This window comes from Actinomadura meridiana, assembly GCF_039537545.1.
Lineage (GTDB): Bacteria > Actinomycetota > Actinomycetes > Streptosporangiales > Streptosporangiaceae > Spirillospora > Spirillospora meridiana.
The window spans coordinates 130,628-150,120 of record NZ_BAABAS010000004.1; the positions used below are offsets into that span (position 1 = coordinate 130,628).

Annotated in this window: 18 protein-coding genes; 9 read left to right on the plus strand and 9 right to left on the minus strand. The window is 70.1% G+C overall.

Annotation, left to right across the window (positions count from 1 at the left end; genetic code table 11):
• Nucleotides 1-72: 72 nt before the first annotated feature.
• A complete protein-coding gene (locus tag ABD808_RS04235) occupies nt 73-564 on the minus strand; it encodes a VanZ family protein (RefSeq protein ID WP_344890018.1) in 492 nt (163 codons plus the stop codon).
• A 355-nt stretch (nt 565-919) separates the two neighbouring features.
• Between ABD808_RS04235 and ABD808_RS04240 the strand changes: the two genes are divergently transcribed.
• Nucleotides 920-1,057, plus strand: a complete 138-nt coding sequence (locus tag ABD808_RS04240) for a hypothetical protein (RefSeq protein ID WP_344890022.1) — start codon at nt 920-922, stop codon at nt 1,055-1,057.
• Nucleotides 1,058-1,275: 218 nt separating this feature from the next.
• On the opposite strand, the gene ABD808_RS04245 is transcribed toward ABD808_RS04240, so the two are convergent.
• Both ABD808_RS04245 and ABD808_RS38445 read right to left on the minus strand, forming a co-directional pair.
• Nucleotides 1,276-2,115 (minus strand): hypothetical protein, encoded by an 840-nt coding sequence (locus ABD808_RS04245; protein ID WP_344890027.1) that lies wholly within the window; start codon nt 2,113-2,115, stop codon nt 1,276-1,278.
• Nucleotides 2,116-2,468: 353 nt separating this feature from the next.
• Nucleotides 2,469-2,903: a TetR/AcrR family transcriptional regulator gene (locus ABD808_RS38445; RefSeq protein ID WP_425548885.1), complete on the minus strand. Its 435-nt coding sequence runs from the start codon at nt 2,901-2,903 to the stop codon at nt 2,469-2,471.
• Nucleotides 2,904-2,948: 45 nt separating this feature from the next.
• Here ABD808_RS38445 and ABD808_RS38450 point away from each other — a divergent pair, with 45 nt between their 5' ends.
• Nucleotides 2,949-3,380 (plus strand): flavin-dependent monooxygenase, encoded by a 432-nt coding sequence (locus tag ABD808_RS38450; protein WP_425548886.1) that lies wholly within the window; start codon nt 2,949-2,951, stop codon nt 3,378-3,380.
• A 29-nt stretch (nt 3,381-3,409) separates the two neighbouring features.
• On the opposite strand, the gene ABD808_RS04255 is transcribed toward ABD808_RS38450, so the two are convergent.
• Nucleotides 3,410-5,443, minus strand: a complete 2,034-nt coding sequence (locus tag ABD808_RS04255) for a SpoIIE family protein phosphatase (RefSeq protein ID WP_344890034.1) — start codon at nt 5,441-5,443, stop codon at nt 3,410-3,412.
• A gap of 352 nt (nt 5,444-5,795) precedes the next feature.
• Between ABD808_RS04255 and ABD808_RS04260 the strand changes: the two genes are divergently transcribed.
• Nucleotides 5,796-6,512, plus strand: coding sequence for a DUF4232 domain-containing protein (locus tag ABD808_RS04260; protein WP_344890039.1), 717 nt, complete (start codon nt 5,796-5,798; stop codon nt 6,510-6,512).
• A 53-nt stretch (nt 6,513-6,565) separates the two neighbouring features.
• On the opposite strand, the gene ABD808_RS04265 is transcribed toward ABD808_RS04260, so the two are convergent.
• Entirely contained in the window at nt 6,566-6,964 is a 399-nt protein-coding gene (locus tag ABD808_RS04265; protein ID WP_344890042.1) for a RidA family protein, read from the minus strand.
• 134 nt (nt 6,965-7,098) lie between these two features.
• Here ABD808_RS04265 and ABD808_RS04270 point away from each other — a divergent pair, with 134 nt between their 5' ends.
• Together ABD808_RS04270 and ABD808_RS04275 are read left to right on the plus strand one after the other, a co-directional pair.
• A complete protein-coding gene (locus ABD808_RS04270) occupies nt 7,099-7,752 on the plus strand; it encodes a TetR family transcriptional regulator (RefSeq protein ID WP_344890045.1) in 654 nt (217 codons plus the stop codon).
• Nucleotides 7,749-8,138 (plus strand): phosphomannose isomerase type II C-terminal cupin domain, encoded by a 390-nt coding sequence (locus ABD808_RS04275; protein WP_344890048.1) that lies wholly within the window; start codon nt 7,749-7,751, stop codon nt 8,136-8,138. Before ABD808_RS04270 ends, ABD808_RS04275 begins: the two co-directional genes overlap by 4 nt.
• Nucleotides 8,139-8,204: 66 nt before the next feature.
• Here the strand turns inward: ABD808_RS04275 and ABD808_RS04280 are convergent, their stop codons facing one another.
• The 3 genes from ABD808_RS04280 to ABD808_RS04290 form a co-directional block, all read right to left on the minus strand.
• A complete protein-coding gene (locus ABD808_RS04280) occupies nt 8,205-11,000 on the minus strand; it encodes a family 20 glycosylhydrolase (protein ID WP_344890052.1) in 2,796 nt (931 codons plus the stop codon).
• 311 nt (nt 11,001-11,311) lie between these two features.
• On the minus strand, nt 11,312-12,922 hold the full coding sequence (gene mctP / locus ABD808_RS04285) for a monocarboxylate uptake permease MctP (protein ID WP_344890055.1): 1,611 nt from the start codon (nt 12,920-12,922) through the stop codon (nt 11,312-11,314).
• A 5-nt stretch (nt 12,923-12,927) separates the two neighbouring features.
• Nucleotides 12,928-13,179: a DUF3311 domain-containing protein gene (locus tag ABD808_RS04290; RefSeq protein ID WP_344890058.1), complete on the minus strand. Its 252-nt coding sequence runs from the start codon at nt 13,177-13,179 to the stop codon at nt 12,928-12,930.
• Between the two features lie 384 nt (nt 13,180-13,563).
• Between ABD808_RS04290 and ABD808_RS04295 the strand changes: the two genes are divergently transcribed.
• From ABD808_RS04295 to ABD808_RS04305, 3 genes are all read left to right on the plus strand, one after another.
• Nucleotides 13,564-15,951 carry an anthranilate synthase component I gene (locus ABD808_RS04295; protein ID WP_344890061.1) on the plus strand — a complete coding sequence of 796 codons (2,388 nt, stop codon included), beginning with the start codon at nt 13,564-13,566 and terminating at the stop codon, nt 15,949-15,951.
• A 238-nt stretch (nt 15,952-16,189) separates the two neighbouring features.
• The gene (locus ABD808_RS04300; RefSeq protein ID WP_344890063.1) at nt 16,190-16,336 is read left to right on the plus strand and encodes a GPGG-motif small membrane protein; all 147 of its coding nucleotides are present in this window, start codon (nt 16,190-16,192) and stop codon (nt 16,334-16,336) included.
• A 69-nt stretch (nt 16,337-16,405) separates the two neighbouring features.
• Nucleotides 16,406-17,341 (plus strand): SDR family oxidoreductase, encoded by a 936-nt coding sequence (locus tag ABD808_RS04305; RefSeq protein WP_344890066.1) that lies wholly within the window; start codon nt 16,406-16,408, stop codon nt 17,339-17,341.
• Between the two features lie 31 nt (nt 17,342-17,372).
• Here the strand turns inward: ABD808_RS04305 and ABD808_RS04310 are convergent, their stop codons facing one another.
• Nucleotides 17,373-18,344, minus strand: a complete 972-nt coding sequence (locus ABD808_RS04310; RefSeq protein ID WP_344890069.1) for a helix-turn-helix transcriptional regulator — start codon at nt 18,342-18,344, stop codon at nt 17,373-17,375.
• A gap of 108 nt (nt 18,345-18,452) precedes the next feature.
• Here ABD808_RS04310 and add point away from each other — a divergent pair, with 108 nt between their 5' ends.
• Nucleotides 18,453-19,478, plus strand: a complete 1,026-nt coding sequence (gene add, locus ABD808_RS04315) for an adenosine deaminase (protein WP_344890072.1) — start codon at nt 18,453-18,455, stop codon at nt 19,476-19,478.
• Nucleotides 19,479-19,493: the final 15 nt, after the last annotated feature.

Below are 19,493 nucleotides of genomic sequence, written 5' to 3' on the forward strand. Positions count from 1 at the left end.
TCTGGTGGGGGAGGCGGGGGTTTTGGTGCGGACAATGAGGGGCGACGCAGGCGGCATCCAAGGCCTGCCGGATCACTTTTTTCCGCGCACCAGGCGAGAGGTTTTGCGTCCGATCAGGAGATAGGCCGCCACCACCCCCGCGGTGTTGAGGATGACATCGTCGATGTCGAAGGCCCGGCCCGTGATCAGGAGACCCTGTGCCGTTTCGATCGACAGTGACACCAGCGCGCCGACCAAGGCCAGCCGCAGCGGGCCGCGCAGGCGGGTGAACACCGTGGGAAGTAGCGCTCCCAACGGCATGAGCAAGGCCAGGTTTCCGCCGATCTGCGTCAGGGCCTCGCTGGCAGGCCGATCGAGGTAAAAGCGCAGCGAGTGGCCGGGGTCTGTGTTCCCGCCGGCTTGGCCGTTGTCGTGGACAGAACTGAGCGTCACATGCAGCGTGTAATAGAAAAATGCCACCAAGGCTGCGAGGACAAGGGTGACGGCAGCCGATCGCAGCAGTATGACATACCAGCGTGTCACTTCTTCCGAAGAAGAGGGATTGGTCTTGGTTGGGGGCGGCACTGTTGATCCTTGAAAGGCTGTTGATATCCTTTGATACCTCGCTCGCATATGCCCGGTTCGACGGGCGATAAACACGCCCCTCCTCGGTCCGCATATCTGGCGGGTCGGCGGGCGCTTGGGCGGGAGCGGCCGCGGCCGACCGGGTCAGGCTGGGAGAGCTGATGGTTTCCACGATCTGGCATCTCCGCAGATGAGACGACGTGCTTACCTCTCTGGGAAGACGGTCATTGCTCGCTGACCGCGCTCCCGGAGAAGGTCGCCTCGTCGAGCCCGGCGTGCCCGCCGAACCGCACCCCACCGAACCGAGCGAGCCCGTGGGAGGTGGATGGTGGAAGGTCACGGTGCGGATGCGGCAGTGGGCGAGGGAGTCCTGACCTGCCTGGACGCCGACGTGTTCGGGGCGATCACGTCCCACACCTGGCGGCGGACGGTCGCGACCCGCCTGCACCATGTCGGGCTGAGCGCCTGCGCGATCGCCGATCACCTTGGCTAGTCCAAGCCGAGGATGACCCACGACGTCTACGTAGGGCGCAACCTGGCCTCCGCTACTGGGTCCGCTCAACGTCGTCTCGGGCGCACTTGCCGGGAGGATGCGGTGGCGGGTGGAGTCAATGCCGGGTGAAACGCTCAAGCGGTTTGGAAAGACGTTCGTTCGGCCACTTTTACTCTGAGAGCGAGGTCAGGGGGGTGGAACCAGCGCGGGCGGGGGATTCACCATCCGTTTTGGAAGAAGTCCAGGAGTGCCGGTGCCGGGTCGGCCGCGGTGGCGGTGTTCGCCGCGGCGACGACGATCCCGGCCAATGCGAGTAGGGCTGAGAGGGCACCGAACGATCCCAGGACTCGCCTGGTCCGTTTGCCTGACCGCTCCGTGCGCGCGAACCGCCTCCACAAGACCGCGCTGAGGGCGATGAGGGTGGCCGCCACGATCGCGGCGATCACGGCCATTGCCACGTGGTAACGAGCGAAGTCGTCAGTCATCAATTGCAGGGCGGGCGCGGCGTGACCGTCCGTGCCCGAGGAGTCGGCCAGTTGCCGCCGGATCTGATCGAGCGTGCCGGTGAGCTGGGCGTCGGTCGTATCGGTCAACATCGGCAGCAGCGAGGAGTAGGGGGCGACCATGCCCTGGACGTTGGCCATCACCGCCACCAGCGAGAACAGCGCGAGCATTGTGACCAGAACGCCGGTCGAGGCCAGCGCGGCGCTCTTTCCCGCCCCGAGACCGTCGGTCTTCACGAATGCCTTCCAGACACTGACGCCGAGCGCGACGAGCACGATCAGCAAGAGTGCGGCGATCACGGCTTTGGCCAGGTGATAGCGGAACCAGCAGTCGACGACCCTTTCCAGGCTCGGGGACAGATCTTGGTCGCCAGAGTTCCAGTATCCGATGAATGACGTCCGGAGAGCTTCGACGAGGTCGCGTTTACCGGTGAAACCGCGACCCGGCCCGATGCCCGCCAGGAAGCCCGGGGCGACGACGAAGGCGGCGGACAACGCCACCGCAAGGCCGGTGAGCATCGCGAGGGTGCGGCCGGGCACACCAGCGGGGCTCATAGGCGCTGCATGAGCTGACATTGATGTCCTTGTGCGATAGTGGTCGGGACCTGCATGGATCATGTCGCTGCGAGGACCGGCCCACATCGGTTCCCAGCGTGATCCGGCATCAGTGCCTGGTGTGATTTCTCCTCACCCCCTTTCCACCCTCGCAACGGCTTCCATCTGCCACGCGTAGTCCCGAAGAGGGACCGTGCGGATCCGGATAAAACGGCCAAGCCGACATCTCGCTGATCGCGCCGCTGGTGAGCGTCGCCACCGCCGCTTTCCTCGGGCTCAAGTCCGCACCACCGCGGGCCATGCTCGACGGCATCGCGGGCGTGCTCCGACGAGGGCGGCGTTGTGGTGTGAGGTTAGGGGTGGGGTGGGGTGGTGAAGCTGTGGAGCAGATTGAGGAAGGTCTCGCGGAGTTCGTCGTGGGTCGGGCGGCGTTCGCTGGCGCCTGCCAGGTGATCGAAGACGACGCCGTCGAGGAAGGCCACGAATATTGGTGCTTGGGACGGCGGGTCGGACGCGCCCACGGCGGTGAGGTGCTCCCGCGCGACGGCTCGGTGGGCTCTGTCCGCGCGCATGCGCTGGTCGAGACCGAGGCCGGTATCCGCAACAGCTCTGGTCGCTGGCTGTCTCGTACGGACACCGAGGAGCTCGGACGCCGGTACGGCCCGCTGGTAATGATCCACCGTGCGGATCTGTTCGAGATCCTGCGTGGGGCCGTTCCCAGCGTTGTCCGTACGAACGCCACGGTCACAGCTGTCAGGGACCACGGCTCGTATGTCGAGGTTGAGCACGGCCAGGGGACGTCGCGTGCCGACCTGCTGGTCGGGGCCGACGGGATGCGCAGTGCGGTGCGGGGTTCGCTGTGGCCGCAGGCTCCGTCACCCCGCCACGCCGGGTACACGGCCTGGCGGCTGGTCCCCGACCCCGGTCGGCGGCTGGCGGTGGGTGGGGAGAGCTGGGGGCGGGGCGCACGGCTCGACATCGCTCCTCTCCCCGACGGCCGGGTGTACGTGTTCGGCGTCGCCAACGCCCCCGAAGGGCAGCGCAGCCCCGATCGCGAGCTGACCGAGATGCGGCGGCGCTTCAACGGTTGGCATGACCCGATACCGGAGCTGCTCGCGCAATGGAGTTCGGCCCCGGCCGTTCTCCTGCGCGACTGGTTGCTCCGACTGACCCCCTCTTCCACCATGCTGTCCGCGCTCGACCCGGCCCTCGGCTGGCAGCCACCGACGAGCGGGGAGGGCAGAGTCAATGGCGCGTCGCGCTGATGCCCGGAGAGCGTCGAACGCGACGCGGCCTATGGGTTGACGCGTAGGGCGATCATGGCGATGTCGTCGGTGCCGGCGCTCGGCATGGTGTCCAGGAGACCGTCGCACAAGTGCTCCAACGGGCCGGAGGCGAGGGCGGACGCGTGGCGACGGAGCCGGTCCAGGCTGGTGTCCAGATGCTCGCCGGAGTGTTCGATGAGACCGTCCGTGTAGAGCACTACGGTGGATCCGGGCGGCAGCGGCTCGGTCGAGCTGTGGTACGGCTGGTCGAGTGGGGATCCGAGGAGGGGGTTGGGCATGTCGTCCAGGAAACGGGCGGCGCCGCCGGGGGCGATCAGCAGTGGCGGCGGATGTCCGGCGACGGCGTAGTCGAGTTGCCACTGGCCGGGTTGGGATTCTTCGACGCGGGACAGGATGCAGGTCGCTGTGGCGTCCGGGGCCACCGTCTGCATGGCGGTGTTGAGACGGCGCAGGATGGCTCCGGGTGGCGTGAGATGTTCGGCGGTCAGGACGCGGAGCATGTTGCGTAGGCGGCTCATCTCGACTGCGGCGGCCAGGTCGTGGCCGGTCACGTCGCCGATGATCAGCACGGCCGCACCGTCGGGGAGGACGAACGAGTCGTACCAGTCGCCGCCCACTTCGGCCGCGGCCGGGCTGGCAAGGTACCGGGCGATGAGTTCCAGCGCGTCGAGTTCGGGTGGGTCGGCGAGCAGGCTGTACTGGAGGGCGCGCGCCAGCTGCTGGGTGCGGTGGAACTGGACGGCGCTGCTCAGCGCGTCATGGGTGTGGTCGAAGACCTGCTCCATGAGAGCGATGTCGGCCGAGTTCAGGGGCGTGCGGTCGCCGCGTCGGGCGGCGGTGACCGCGGCGGCGACGATCCCGTCGACGATGACCGGCATCAGCACGACACTGGTGGCCCCGGCCTCGGTCAACCAGCGGACGGTGGTCTCGGGGAGCAGGTCCGCGGGTGGACGGCCCGGCGGAAACACGCGAAGCAGCGGACGGCGGTGCCTGATGGCCTGGGCGAATCCGCTGTCGGGGGAGAACCGCTCCTCCCCGCTCGGCGGCTGTCGACGGACTCCCCCCAGCGACGCGGTGGCGATGCGGTGCACGACGATCGGGGCCCCGCTTGGACGGTCGACCAGGTCGGGCAGCAGATGCACGCCGCACCCGTCGGCCAGGGCGGGCACGAGAACCTCGGCGAGCGCGGCGAACATGTCGGTCAACTCGGTCCGCTCCCGTGCCGCCGCGGCGGCACGGTCGAGCAGTTCGCGGCGTTGTCGTTCCTGCCACTGCCGTTCGACGTCGGTGCAGGTTCCGACCCATTCCACGACGACACCGTCCTCGAACACCGGCGCGGCGTGCAGGTCGAAGTGCCGGTACTCACCCTCCAGCGTGCGCACTCGGTAGGTGTAGTGCCAGGAACTTTCCTGCCGGAGGGCGTTTTTCCATGACCGCAGCGCCGCCTGACGGTCGTCGGGGTGGAGCACACGTGACCAGCCCTCGCCCTTGTAGTCCTCCCAGCTCTGTCCCGTCATCTGTTCCCAGGTGCCGCTCGACTCGGTCACCTGGCCCGCCGGATCCGCCACCCACACGATCTGCGCGTTCAGCCACACCAGGCTCTCGAACCGGCGCCTGACCCGCTCCTGGTCGATCAAGGCCTCGTCCGCCCGGCGCGTCGCGGTGACCTGCTCGGTCACCTCGATCGCGATCACCAACACCCCGGGCCGCGCACCGTCGACACGGGACAAACTGAACGAGAAGAACAGGTCTTCGCCATCCGTACCGGCAGACGCCAGTCTCACCGGTGCTCCGACGAGGCTGACCGGCTCCCCGGTGGCCAGCACCTGGTCGAACATGTCGCGGTAGTCGCGCCGCGTCTCATCGTCGAAGGCGTCCGCGATCGGCCGGCCGAGCGGCCGACCTCCGACATGGGCCCGGTAGACGTGGTTGGTGTAGACCAGCCGGTGTTCAGGCCCCACCGTGAGAGCGACCGCGATCGGCGCCGAGTCGAACGTCTCCAGCCCGAGCCACCGCGTCCCGCGCCCGTCGACACCGTCCATCTAGCGTCCCCCGGCTGTCCGCCGCATTCCGGTACTACCCGTACCCAGCAGACCACCGTGCTACCTGCGCCTTCACGCACCGAGTCGAATCGCTGGGGCGGCCGTTCCCGGATGGCGGCCTGCCGTCGACGCATCCCCAGACGGCGCATCCTTCTGCTTGTGGTGAGATAGCGGGATGCGCGTCGCTACGTTCCCTGTACTGACCACTGTCCTCGCCTGTGCCGCGTTCATGACGGCGTGTGGCACGCAGGACGGGTCGACGGCCAGCGGCGTGAACGCGGCCGCGTCCGGTAGCTCGGATCTTCCCGGTGACCCTGATGATCTGGCGCGGGACGGGGTGAGGATCACCGGTATGAGTGACTGGTCCCGTCGGGAGACGCCCCCGGTGATCTCGGCTGAGTTCGAGGTCACCAACCACGAGAGCGAGCCGTTCACCTACGCCATCACCTTTGATGCGCTTTCCGGCTCTGGCGGAGTGCTGGAGAACACCGAGCAGACGGTGCCCGCCGTGGGGCCCGGCCAGACCGTCAGACGCACCGTCCGTCTGAACGGTGTGCCGTCGGGTGGCAAAGGGCGGGTGCGCATCGCCAAGGTCCGGCGGGTCCCCACCGCTGAGGCTCCAGCTCAGAGTGGGCCCTGCCCGTCTTCCGGGGTGCGGTTGACGGCCGACGCCGGAGACGCCGCCATGGGGCTGCGTGTCGTAGGGGTCCGGCTGACCAATTGCGGGACCCGCGTCTACCGCCTCAACGGTTTCCCGCTCCTGCAACTTCTGGACGAGGACAGGAAACCCGTAAAGGCCGTCAGGATCCTCAAGGGCAGCGGCGGCATCGCCACCGTGGACGACTTCGACGCTCCGGCCCGGCCGGTGGTCCTGAACCCGGGCCAGACGGCCAGCACCGGCTTGATGTGGCGCAACACCAACGACGCCAGCGGTACGCCGGTCAACGTCCCCTACGTCAGGGTCAGGGCCAAATCCGGAGCCAAGCCCATCATGATCACTCCGGAACTCGATCTGGGCACCACCGGACGACTCGCGGTCAGCCCCTGGAAGAAGGACCCGGCACGCTGACCCCGCGTCTCTTGAGTCACGGTGTCCGGGTCCTTCCCCTGGCCGTCCGACCGCTAGCGGGACTGCTCGTCTCGGCACGCCCAGGCGTCCACCTCCACGTAATACTCGGGCGCCGCGAGCGCCGAGACGTACAACACGGTCATGCAGGGGCGGTGGCCGCCCGACCACTGGGTGATCACCTCGCGGCGGCGTGCGGTGTCGACGTCGCCGACCAGGTAGAAGGTGACCTTGACGAGGTCGGCGACGTCCATCCCGGCGGCGGCGAGTTGCGCGGTGACGTTGTCCAACGCGACCGCGAGCTGTTCGGCCGGGTCGCTCGGCACCTCTCCGGACGGCCGCTTGCCGATCTGCCCGGAGAGCACCAGCCAGCGCGGTGTGCCGGTGACCTCGATCTGGTGGGTGTATCCGGCGATCGGTGCGTGCACGGTGCCTGGATCGCGGGCTGTCCTCATCCGGTTCTCCTGTCGCTGTTCGGCCGCCGGGCGCGGCGTGCGCACGAACCGTCCCATATCGCTCGCGGACGAGCGATATCCCCGGTGTCGAGATCATCGGGCTCGGGGTCCGCCGACCCGATACCGTGCTGTCCATGACGAGGACGGGGGGTGGACCGGGGCCGGGGTCGCGACGCGATCCGGGGCGTCGCCGCGCCCTGCTCGACGCCGCCGACCGGGTCATCCAGCGGGAGGGCCCCGAGGCGTCCATGGCCGCGATCGCCGCGGAGGCGGGCATCAGCAAGCCGATCCTGTACCGCCACTTCGGCGCCAAGAGCGGCCTCTACCAGGCGCTGGCCGAGCGGCACACGCGCAAGCTCATCGACGGGATCCGGGAGGAGTTCTCCCGCGACGAGCCGATCCGGACGCGCACCCGGTCCACCATCGACACCTATCTGGCGACGATCTCCAAGAACCTCAACCTCTACCGCTTCCTGATGCACCGGGCCAGCGCCGAGGACACGGCGACGCACAGCGCGATGAGCACGACGATCCGCGACATCAGCCGGGAGCTGGCCGAGGTGATGATCGCCGAGGGCGAGGTCACGGACCGGACCCGCGCCTACGTGTGGGGCCACGCGATCGTCGGCATGGTGCAGACCGCCGGCGACTGGTGGCTCGACCAGAGCGAGGTGCCGCGGGAGGCCGTGGTGGACGGTCTCGCCGACCTCGTCCTCGGCGGGCTGCCGGCCGCCGCGTCCGGTGCCCGTGGCCCGCAGCCGTCCGACGAACGACGATCCCCGAGGTGACTGTGCAGACCGACGCGCGCCCCCAGAACGACGTGCGACCCGAGCCGGACGTGGAGACCGAGACACGGCCGTGGGGGAGCTTCGAGCGCTTCACGCTGAACGAGCCGTCCACGGTGAAGATCATTCACGTGGCCGCCGGGCAGCGGCTCAGCCTGCAACGGCATCGCGACCGCGACGAGTTGTGGGTGGCGCTCGACCCCGGCGCGGTGTTCGAGGTGGCAGGGCGCCGCGTGCTGCCCGCCGTGGGGGAGCGGATATTGATTCGGGCCGGGGACACCCATCGGCTCGGGTCCGACGGTCCGGCCGTGCGCGTCATGGAGATCGCCTTCGGCCACTTCGACGAGGACGACATCGAGCGCCTCGACGACGAGTACGGCCGCGCCTGACGTCGAAAAGGGGAACGGCCCGGCCGTCCGGGGGAGCGGACGACCGGGCCGATGCCGTGCGGGGAGTTACTGGAGCAGCGCCCAGTAGCCGTCAGTGCGGCCGGGTTCCTGGCCGCGTCCCTCCCGCGTCGCCCGGAACAGCTCGCCCTGGTGACGGACCAGAGCGCCGGGCTTGTAGGACGTGCCGTTCTGCCAGGCGGGCAGCCCCACCTGCGAGATGCGGCTGGTGCGCCCGTCGACGGCGCGGGTGCGGGTCAGCGCGTAGGCGCCGACCTTCACCGGGCCGTTGTAGGTCCGCCAGTACCGGCCGTCGGTGGAGAACTCGACGTCCAGGCCCGGGTTGCGGACGTTCGCCGTCAGCGTCCCGCCGGAGATCTTCGCGCCGGGCAGCGGAATGCGGTAGTTGACGCCCGTGCCGCTCAACCCCACCGGCTTGTAGGACGACAGCAGCGGGAACGTCTTCTGTCCGAGCGTGTTGTTGAAGACGTTCCAGGCGGCTTCCATCTTGTCCGGCGCCGGGGTGTCGCGGTTCCAGGCCCGCTCGGCCACGCCGAGGAGCTTCGGGAACGCCTGGTACTCGCGGATCCCGGGGGCCTTCCCGTTCTCGGCCCACAGCTGGGCCTCCAGGCCGAGGATGTTCTTGCGGCCATCGGGGGTGAGCTTCGTCCAGGCCGGGTTCGGCTCGATCTTGTTGCCCCAGCGGTCGACGGTCGCGTTCGCGTACACGTTGAACGGCTGGTAGGTGAAGGTGCTCTTCTCGTCCACGTAGGCGGCCCAGTAGTAGCCGGGCTCGTCCGGGTCCTTGTTGTAGGCGAGGTCCATGTACAGGTTCGTCGCGTGGGCGAGGATCACGGGCGTGCCCTCGTTGGCGAACCGGTACGCCCAGTCCTCGCGTCCCCAGCCCCACACGTTCTGCCACGGCAGCGGCGCGAAGCCCTTGAGGCGGAACTCGCGGGTCGGGTCGGTGATGTCCTCCCACCCGGCGGTGCTGCCCGCGTACTTGTGGGCGATGGTGTTGTAGATGCCGAAGAACAGCTCCTTCAGCTCCTCACCCGACTTGCCCTTGGTCTGCGGGTTCTTCTGGCACGCGGGGGACCCGGACCACCAGCCGTCCTGCGGCCCCGGCGGTTCGTCGCCGCCCATGTTCAGCCGCTCGAACGGGACGCCCGCGTCCTTGTACATCTTCGCGACCTCGGACACCACCTTGACCAGGAAGGTGTAGGTGCTGTCCAGGCACGGGTTCGCGAGGTTGTCGGTGTAGTACTGGACGCTGGTGTGCTTGCTCGTGTCGTCGGGGTCGAGCAGCCGGTACGTCGCGTCGTGCGTCTTCTGGTAGCGGCGTTCCATCGACTGGACGGCGGCGCGTGCGTGCGCCGGGAAGTTCAGCTCGGGCACGACCTGGATGTGCCGGTCGGCCGCGTACCGCAGGATCTCCTCGAAATCGCTGACGGAGTAGTGCCCGCTGCCCTTCCCGACGAAGTTCAGGGTGTTCTGCTCGAAGCCCTGGTAGGCGGGGGCGCGCCCGAGGTTGGCCTCGGTCTCGTTCTTGGCCTTCCCGGAGATCCCGTCGCCGTCGCCGAGGTCGTTCGCCGACCCCATGCCCTGGTGCAGGCCGTCCTTCTCCTTCAGGTCCAGCGCCCGCTTGGAGCCGAAGTCGGTCAGCTCGGGGAGCCCGGGGATCTCCAGCCGCCAGCCCTCGTCGTTGGTCAGGCTGAGGTGCAGCTTGTTGAGCTTGGTGAAGCTCATCAGGTCGAGGAACTTCAGGATGGTCTGCTTGGTCTCGAAGTGGCGGCCCACGTCGATCTGGAGCCCGCGGTACCCGAACAGCGGCGCGTCGGCGATCTCGGCGGCGGGGACGGCGACCGTCCGCGCCAGGTGCCCGGCCGCGGCGGCGCGGTAGCTTCCGGCCGGGACGAGCTGCCGCAACGTCTGCACGCCGTACAGGGCGCCCGCCGGGTCGGTGCCGACGATCTCGACGCCGTCGCCGCCGGTGGTGAGCGTGTAGCCCTCGGAGTCGGGGGCGCCGTCGCCGTCGACGTCCAGCTTCGGGTCGACGTTCAGCGAGATAGGCACGCCCTGCTCGGTCGAGATGTCGCTCAGCGCGGAGCGCAGGTAGCCGGCCTCCCGGCTCAGTTCGCGCGGGGCCGAGATGAGGGATCCGCTGCCGATCGCGACGGTGCCGCCGGACGTCTTCGCCGACAGCGGCTGCGGGACGAGGCTCTGCTGGAGCGTCAGGTCGAGTTTCTTGGACGTGTTGTCGGCGTACCGGGTGGCCGCCGTCTCCACGGGACGCTTGTCACCGGAGAACGCGGTGGTCTGCTTCGGGTCCGCCGGGTCGAGCAGGGACTTGGCGGGCACCCAGTGCGGGGTGTCGCCGCCGTAGGAGATCGTCCAGCCGTTGGGAGCGTCCGACTTGTGGATCGCCCACACTTCGAAGTAGATGTCGATCGCGCGTCGTTCGCCCGGCCCGACCGGCTTGAACCCGGCGAGCGGTTTGAGGGTGTAGAGGTCGCCGCTCCGCGCGTCGTCCGCGCGGGTCACGGCGAGACCCTGGTCGGCGAGCTGCTTGCGACCGATGTCGCCGGTCTCGCCCGCGAGCACGGCGACGGGCTGCCGGACGGCGTTGAAGTACATCGCCCATCCGGCGCCGCCGAGCGCGCACCCGCTGTCGTTGTTGTCGATGGTGAGCCGCGCGAGGTGGTATTTCGCGTCGGCGACGGTGTGGTCCACCGGTTGGTAGGTCACCTGGAGATCGCGTGCGTCTGGATTGCAGGCCGCCGACGCCGCCCCCGCCGGGGCCGCCGTGAGTAGGGCGGCCGTGAGCGCGGCGGCCGTCAATGCGGCCGCTGGTCTATTCGGCATGAATAGGAAACTATCCTAATAATTTGCCAAGATCCCTGGCCCTGATCAGGCCATTTGGGAAAGCGCAGGCAGCGAAGCGGTGGCCGCCTCCGGTCAAGCGGCTGATCTTGACGGGGACGATCTCCGGAATGTTCGATCACTGGTCAGCCGTGGCGCGCCGACCGCGCCGCGACTCCGACGCGTGGCGCCGACCCGTGCCGCGACTTCGACGCGTGGGCGTGCGACACGGCCGCGTGGGCGCGCCGAGCGTGCCGCGACTCGGCCGCGCGCGGGCGCGCCAGCCGAGCCGCGACACGGACGCGGGCGCCGGGTCAGGTGCTGGCGGCCAGGTCGACGTCCTTGACCTTCGGGTCGCCCTCGTCGGCGAAGTAGTCGGCCGTGCGGGTCGCGTCGACGCCGTCCGCCAGCCGCGCCGCCCGGCACACCAGGGTGCCGACGACCGCGACGACGACGTTGGCGGCGAGCGCCAGCATCCCCGCGTACACCGTCATGTCGGTGTCGAGACCGAGATCGTCCAGCGGATAGGCCGAGCCGCCGAAGTGCTCCTTGCCCTTCGTCGGGTTCGGGATCTGGTACAGCATCCACAGCCCCGCCGCCATGCCGCACGCCCACCCGGCGATGAGGGCGCCCCGGTGGAACCAGCGGGTCCACAGGCCGAGCGCCACCGACGGCAGCGTCTGGAGGATGATCACACCGCCGATCAGCTGGAGGTCGATGGAGAACTGCGGGTCCAGCGCGAGGACGCACGCCACCGCCCCGGCCTTGACGACCAGCGACACCAGCTTGCTGACCGTCGCCTCCTGCCGCTCGGTGGCGTCCCGCTTGATGTACTCCCGGTAGATGTTGCGGGTGAACAGGTTGGCCGCCGCGATCGACATGATCGCCGCAGGGACCAGCGCGCCGATGCCCACGGCGGCGAACGCGACCCCGGTGAACCAGTCGGGGAACAGTTGGTCGAACAGGACCGGGACGGCGGTGTTCGCGTCGGGCTTGCCGTCGGTCATCACCGGCGTCACGTCCGCGGCGATGGCCATGTAGCCGAGCAGCGCGATCAGGCCGAGCACCAGGCTGTAGGCGGGCAGCGCCGCCATGTTCCGCTTGATGGTGTCGCGGTTGCGGGCGGCCAGCACGCCGGTGACGCTGTGCGGGTACAGGAACAGCGCCATCGCCGACCCGAGCGCCAGCATCGCGTAGTTCAGCTGGCCGCTGCCCGCGATCGTGATCCCGTCGCCGGGCGCGGGCGTCGCGTCGAACTTGGCCTTGGCCGCGCCGAAGATGTCGCCCCAGCCGCCGAGCTTCGCCGGGATGTACAGCACCGCCACGATGATCACCAGGTAGATCAGCGCGTCCTTGACGAAGGCGATCAGCGCCGGTGCCCGCAGCCCGGACTGGTAGGTGTAGGCCGCGAGGATCACGAACGCGATGACGATCGGCCAGTGGCCGTTCACGCCCATCGCCTTCAGCACCGCCTCGATGCCGACCAGCTGCAACGCGATGTAGGGCATCGTCGCGACGATCCCGGTGATCGCGATCAGCAGGGCCAGCGTCGGCGACCCGAACCGCGCCCGGACGAAGTCGGCCGGGGTGACGAACCCGTGCACGTGCGACACCGACCACAGCCGGATCAGGAACAGGAAGACCATCGGGTACACGACGATCGTGTACGGCACGGCGAAGAACCCGGCCGCGCCCGCCCCGAACACCAGCGCCGGGACGGCGACGAACGTGTACGCGGTGTAGATGTCGCCGCCGATCAGGAACCAGGTGACCCAGCCGCCGAAGCTGCGGCCGCCGAGGCCCCACTCGTCCAGGTTGTCCAGGGTGCCGCCCCTGCGCCAGCGCGCCGCGACGAACCCCATCCCGCTGACCAGCAGGAAGAGGACGGAGAAGACGACGATCTCGGTGACATGGTCGCGTGCCATCGCGCTCAGCCCCGCTTCCTGGTCATGCGGTACACGACGACCGTGCTCGCGACGCCGAGCAGGATGAAGGACAGCTGGATCCAGTAGAAGGCAGGGAACCCGGCCAGGCGGGGCTCCTCGTCGTTGTAGACGAACGTCAGCAGCGGCACCACGATCGGGAGCAGCAGCAGCCAGTTCCAGGCGCTCCGGTCGGAGCGGGTTGCGGGCGGGGACGGCGGCGGGTCCTGGTTCTGGTCCTGCGGGCTGTCGGGAGCCACGGGAGTCCTCCTCGTCATGCGTCACACGGCGGGTCATGCGTCGCGGGGCGGGTCATGCGTCACGGGGCGGCGGGCCCGTCCGGATCGCGTGACGGTACCGTGCCGGAGAGTGCGGCCGGGCGAGAGTACACGCGCGTTGATCACAGTGTGATCTCGGTCACGGCACGACTGGGCGGAGCGTTCCACCGGGGGCCGCGTCGCGGCGCGACCGGGCCCGGGCGGGGCCGTGGTAGCCTCGCCGCATGCGGACCGTAGCTCACCAGTGGTGGTGGCGTCGCTGAGGCGACGCCGGTTCGTGCACGTTCACATCAGGCGATCGCCCTCATCGGCGGTCGCCTTCGCGCGTCGTCGCCTGGTGAGGGCCCGACATGAGGGGCCACCGCGGTGGACACCGACTCACAACACCCGCCGACCGGCGAGTTCGTCACCCAGTTCGTGACGGGCGGGGGCGTACGGGTGACCCGTACCGCCACCCCGGTCGATTCGGGCCGCAAGTCCGACGCCCTGAACGCCCTCGTCGCCGCGGTGGGGGAGCGGCGCGGCGGAGTGCTCAGCTCCGGCATGGAGTATCCGGGGCGCTACAGCCGCTGGCACATGGCCTATGTCGACCCGTGTCTGGAGATCGTCGCCCGTGGCCGGGTCGTCGCCGTGCGGGCGCTGAACGAGCGGGGCCGGGTGCTGCTGCCCGCGCTGGCAGCCGTCCTGCGTCCCACCGGTGAGGTGCGCGCGGACGAGCCCGGGGTCTTCGAGGTGTTCGTCCCGCCCGGCGAGGAGTTCTTCCCCGAGGAGGAGCGCAGCCGCCAGCCGACCGTGTTCACCGCCCTGCGCGCCGTCACGGACCTGTTCGGCTGCGACGACCCGCACCTCGGCCTGTACGGGGCGTTCGGGTACGACCTGTCGCTCCAGTTCGAGCCGCTGCGCACGAACCTGGAGCGTCCCGCCGACCAGCGCGACCTCGTCCTGCACCTGCCCGACGAACTGGTCGTCGTCGACCGCAAGCGCGAGACGTCCCACCGCATGTCGTACGACTTCGAGGTGGATGAGCCGAGCGAAGCTCGTCGTTTGGATGGTGGGGGGCGGGGGCTGGAGGACGGTGAGCCGAGCGAAGCTCGTCGTTTGGATGGTGGGGGGCGGGGGCTGGAGGACGGTGAGCCGAGCGGAGCTCGTCGTTTGGATGGTGGGGGGCGGGGGCTGGAGGACGGTGAGCCGAGCGGAGCTCGTCGTTTGGATGGTGGGGGGCGGGGGCTGGAGGACGGTCAGCGGAGCACCGTGGGGCTGGCGCGCGCCACCGAGCCGACGCCCGTCGCGGCGCGGGCGGAGCTTCCGCCGCAGCCCGTGCCCGGCGTGTACGCGCAGATGGTGCGGGACGCCAAGGAGAAGTTCGTCCGCGGCGACCTGTTCGAGGTCACGCCGGGGCACGCCATGTACGCGCGGTGCGACGCGCCCACCGCGTTCTTCGAGCGCCTCCGCGAGACCAACCCCGCGCCGTACGAGTTCCTGTTCAACCTGGGCGACGGCGAGTACCTGGTCGGGGCGTCGCCGGAGATGTTCGTGCGGGTCACCGGCGACCGCGTCGAGACCTGCCCGATCGCCGGGACGATCAAGCGCGGCGACGACGCCCTGGAGGACGCCGAGCAGATCCGCGCGATCCTGTCGTCCACCAAGGACGAGTCCGAGTTGACCATGTGCACCGACGTCGACCGCAACGACAAGTCGCGGGTCTGCGTGCCAGGCAGCGTGCGCGTCCTCGGCCGCAGGCAGATCGAGATGTACTCGCGGCTGATCCACACCGTCGACCACATCGAGGGACGGCTGCGTCCCGGCTTCGACGCGCTCGACGCCTTCCTCACCCACATGTGGGCGGTCACCGTGACCGGCGCGCCGAAGACGTGGGCGATGCAGTTCATCGAGGACCACGAGGCCTCGCCGCGCCGCTGGTACGGCGGCGCCGTCGGCTGCGTCGGATTCGACGGGTCGATGAACACGGGGCTGACGCTGCGGACCGCGCAGATCCGGGACGGCGTCGCGACCGTCCGGGCCGGGGCGACGCTGCTGTACGACTCCGACCCCGACGCGGAGGAGCGCGAGACGCACCTCAAGGCCAGCGCGCTGCTGGGCGCGCTCGCCGAGTCCGAGGCGGAGACCACGGCGCCGGAGGCGGCCCCCGAACGGCCGGGCGACGGCGTGAAGGTGCTGCTCGTCGACTACGAGGACTCGTTCGTCAACACACTCGCCGACTACTTCCGCCAGCAGGGCGCCGACGTCGTCACGCTCCGGCACGGCTTCCCACTGCGGATGTTGGACGAGCACGATCCCGGCCTGGTCGTCCTGTCGCCGGGACCGGGCCGTCCCGAGGACTTCGCCACCCGCCCGCTGCTGGACGCGCTGGACGAGCGCAACCTCCCGGTATTCGGCGTCTGCCTCGGGTTGCAGGCGATGGTGGAGCACGCGGGCGGCGAGCTGACGCTGCTGCCCGAGCCGTCCCACGGCAAGCCCGGCCAGGTCGAGGTGACCGGGACGGCGGCGGAGGGATCGTTGTTCGAGGGACTCCCGGACGAGTTCACGGCGGCCCGCTACCACTCGCTGCACACCACGCCCGATCGGGTGAAGGGGTACCGGGTCACGGCGCTGACCGGCGACGTCGTGATGGGCATCGAGGACCCGGCGCGGCGGCACTGGGCCGTGCAGTTCCACCCGGAGTCGATCCTCACCGCGACGGGCGGGGCGGGGCACCGGATCGTCGCGAACGTCCTCAGACTGAGCCGGTCCTAGTCCCCTGGCAGGAGATCGTGCGGACCTAAATGGTCCTGAGGTCGCTGTCGCCGTGACGCGCGGACCGGAAGACTTGGTGACCGGCCACGGCGCCGCACTTCTGCGACGCGGTGATCGCCGTTATCCCGGCGGAGAGGGGAGCGATCCCCTCTCCGCACGCGGGGACATATCGGGTGTTTCGGTTTGTCCATAACCAATCGCCTGTTTCCGGGCACTGTGGGCGGGGATCCCGCCCGCCATGATGACGATTCTTTGGCTTATCGCCGCGATCCTGGTGATCTCCGGTATCTACGTGATCCTCGCCCGCCGCGAACTGATCTGGGGCGCCGTCCTCATCGTGGTCGGCCTCCTCGTCGGCCCCGGCGGGGTCAGCATCTTCACCTGACCGAAAATCGCCCGGCTCGGGATGGAACGCTGACATAACCTGTCAGGTTTCGATGCCAGCATCCTTCCCATGACCCATGAGACGACCCATGAGAAGACACTGACGGGCACGGTCGCGCTGGTCGCGGGTGGGACGCGCGGCGCGGGCCGCGGCATCGCCGTCGAGCTCGGCGCCGCGGGCGCGACCGTGTACGTGACGGGACGCTCCACCCGGACGAGCCGGTCGGAGATGGACCGTCCCGAGACCATCGAGGAGACGGCGGAGCTGGTCACGGCCGCGGGCGGCGAGGGCATCGCCGTCCGGGTCGACCACCTCGACCCCGCGCAGGTCACCGCGCTGGTGGAACGGATCGACGCCGAGCGGGGGCGGCTGGACGTCCTCGTCAACGACGTCTGGGGATCGGACTCCTACTTCGAGTTCGGCAGACCGCTGTGGGAGCAGTCCCTCGACGGCGGGCTGCGGATGCTGCGGCTCGGCATCGAGACGCACGCCATCACCAGTCACCGCGCGCTGCCCCTGCTGATCCGCGAGCCCGGCGGCCTGGTGGTCGAGATGACCGACGGGACCGCCGACTACAACGCCCGCTACCGCAAGGACGTCGGGTACTTCTACGACCTCGTCAAGAGCGCGGTGATCCGGATGGCGCTCGCCCAGTCCGAGGAGATAGCCCCGCACGGCGCGACGGCGGTGGCGCTGACGCCGGGCTGGCTGCGCTCGGAGGCGATGCTCGACAACTTCGGCGTCACCGAGGAGACCTGGCGGGACGCGACGAAGACGGTCCCGCACTTCGCGATCTCCGAGTCGCCGACCTATGTCGGACGCGCCGTCGCCGCCCTCGCCGCCGACCCGGACCGGGCCCGCTGGAACGGCGCGTCCCTGTCCAGTGGCGGGCTCGCCCAGGTCTACGGGTTCACCGACGCCGACGGGAGCCGTCCCGACGCCTGGCGCTACCTCGTCGAAGTCCAGGGCCGGGACCTGCCCGCCGACGTGACCGGCTACCGCTGACAGACGTCTCGGGACGCGCCCTCTCGACCGGTCAGCCGGACGTGTACAGCTCGGCGAGGCGGGCGGCGGCCTCCGCCATCCGGGCGCGCAGCTCCGGCGGGCCGAGGACCTCGACCTCGGGGCCGAGCCGCATCAGCTCGGACGCCGCGACCACCATCGACTCGACGGGCAGCACGGTGACCACCCAGCCCTTCTCGTCAGGCGGCCCGGCGCCTTCCTTCGCCCGGGATGCCGCGTAAGGCTCGACGGCGTACGGCAGGACCCGCATCCCGGCGGGGGACAGGCGGACCGTGACCTCCTCGCGCAGGATCGAGCGGACGAACGCGGCCGCCTGCTCCCGCCAGTGCCCGGCGAGGTCGAAATCGTCGTCGCGGTCGAAGGTGACGCCGGTCGGCCGGACGGCGGTGACCCGGTCCACGCGGTAGGTGCGGGGCCTGCCGTCGATCCGCGCGACCAGGTACCAGGTGCCGTTCTTCAGCACGAGCCCGTACGGGTCGGCCGTCCGCTCGACCTCGGTGCCCCGGCGGCGGTAGCGCAGCTCGACCGACTCGTCGTCCCAGACGGCCCTCGCCAGGTCGCGCAGCAGCGGCGGCGGGCCCGACTCGCCGAACCAGCCGGGCGCGTCGAGATGGAAGCGCTGACCCGCCCGTGCGGGCGCGTCCCGCAGCGTGGCGGGCAGCGCCGCCAGCACCTTCAGCTCGGCGGCGGCGACCGCGTCGCCACGGCCCATGTCCCCGGCCGGGCCGGGCAGCCCGGACAGGAACAACGCCTCGGCCTCCTCGCGGGTCAGGCCGGTCAGCCGCGTCCGGTAGCCGCCGACGAGCCGGTAGCCGCCGCGCCGCCCCTGCTCGGCGTAGACCGGGACACCGGCCGCCGACAGCGCCTCCATGTCCCGGTAGACGGTGCGTTCGGACACCTCGAGCTCGCGGGCCAGCTCGCCCGCCGTCATCGTCTCCCGCGACTGGAGGAGCAACACCATCGAGATCAACCGGGCCGCCCGCACGGTCCCTGTCTACCAGGGGAGCCGGCTACGGGACGTTCTTAACAATCTCGTGGTAGATTCGGCGATATTCGCTGTCATGGCGGGCCGTCGCGCTGTTAGCGTCGCGGAATGCCGACCTCCGCCACCGCCGTCGAGGCGTTCATCGAGTCCCTGCCCAAGGTCGAGCTCCACGTCCACCTCGTGGGCTCCGCATCCGTCCCGACCGTGCTGGAACTCGCCCGCCGCCACCCCGACGGGCCCGTCCCCGTGGACGAGCGCGCGCTGCGCGCCTTCTACGAGTTCCGCGACTTCCCGCACTTCGCCGAGGTCTACGAGTCGGTGTCCAGCCTGGTCCGGACGCCGGAGGACGTCGCGACGCTCGTGGTCGGCGTCGCCCGCGACCTCGCCGCCCAGAACGTCCGGTACGTCGAGCTGACCGTCACCCCGTACACGCACCAGCGGGCCGGGATGCCGATGCCCGCCGTCACCGAGGCGCTGGACCGCGCCGCCCGCGAGGCCCGCGACCGGCTCGGCATCCGCGTCGCCTACATCTTCGACATCCCCGGCGAGTTCGGCGCCGACGGCGCGCGCGGCACCCTCGACCACGCGCTGCGCCACCCGCCGGAGGCGCTCGTCGGGTTCGGCCTCGGCGGCATCGAGCAGATGCGGCCGCCGCACCGCGACGCCTTCCGGGACGCCTTCGCCGCCGCCCGCGCCGCCGGGCTGCGCAGCCTGCCCCACGCCGGGGAGATGACCGGCCCGGAGACGATCTGGGAGGCGATCGAGGGTCTCGGCGCCGAGCGGATCGGCCACGGCACCCACTGCCTGGGCGACCCGCGCCTCGTCGCCCACCTGCGTGAGACGCAGCTTCCGCTTGAGGTGTGCCCGACGTCGAACGTGTGCACGGGCCAGATTCCCGACCTGGCCGCGCACCCGCTGCCGCGCATGCTGGAGGAGGGGCTGTTCGTCACGCTGAACAGCGACGACCCGCCCATGTTCGACACGACCCTCACCGGCGAGTACCGCGTCGCCGCCGAGGTCTTCGGCCTCGACCGCGCCGCCCTGGCCGCCCTCGCCGGCAACGCCGTGCTCGCCTCGTCCCTGGACGTCGACGGCCAACGCGACATCATCGCCGACATCGACGCCGTGGTCTGACTGCCCATACGGCGG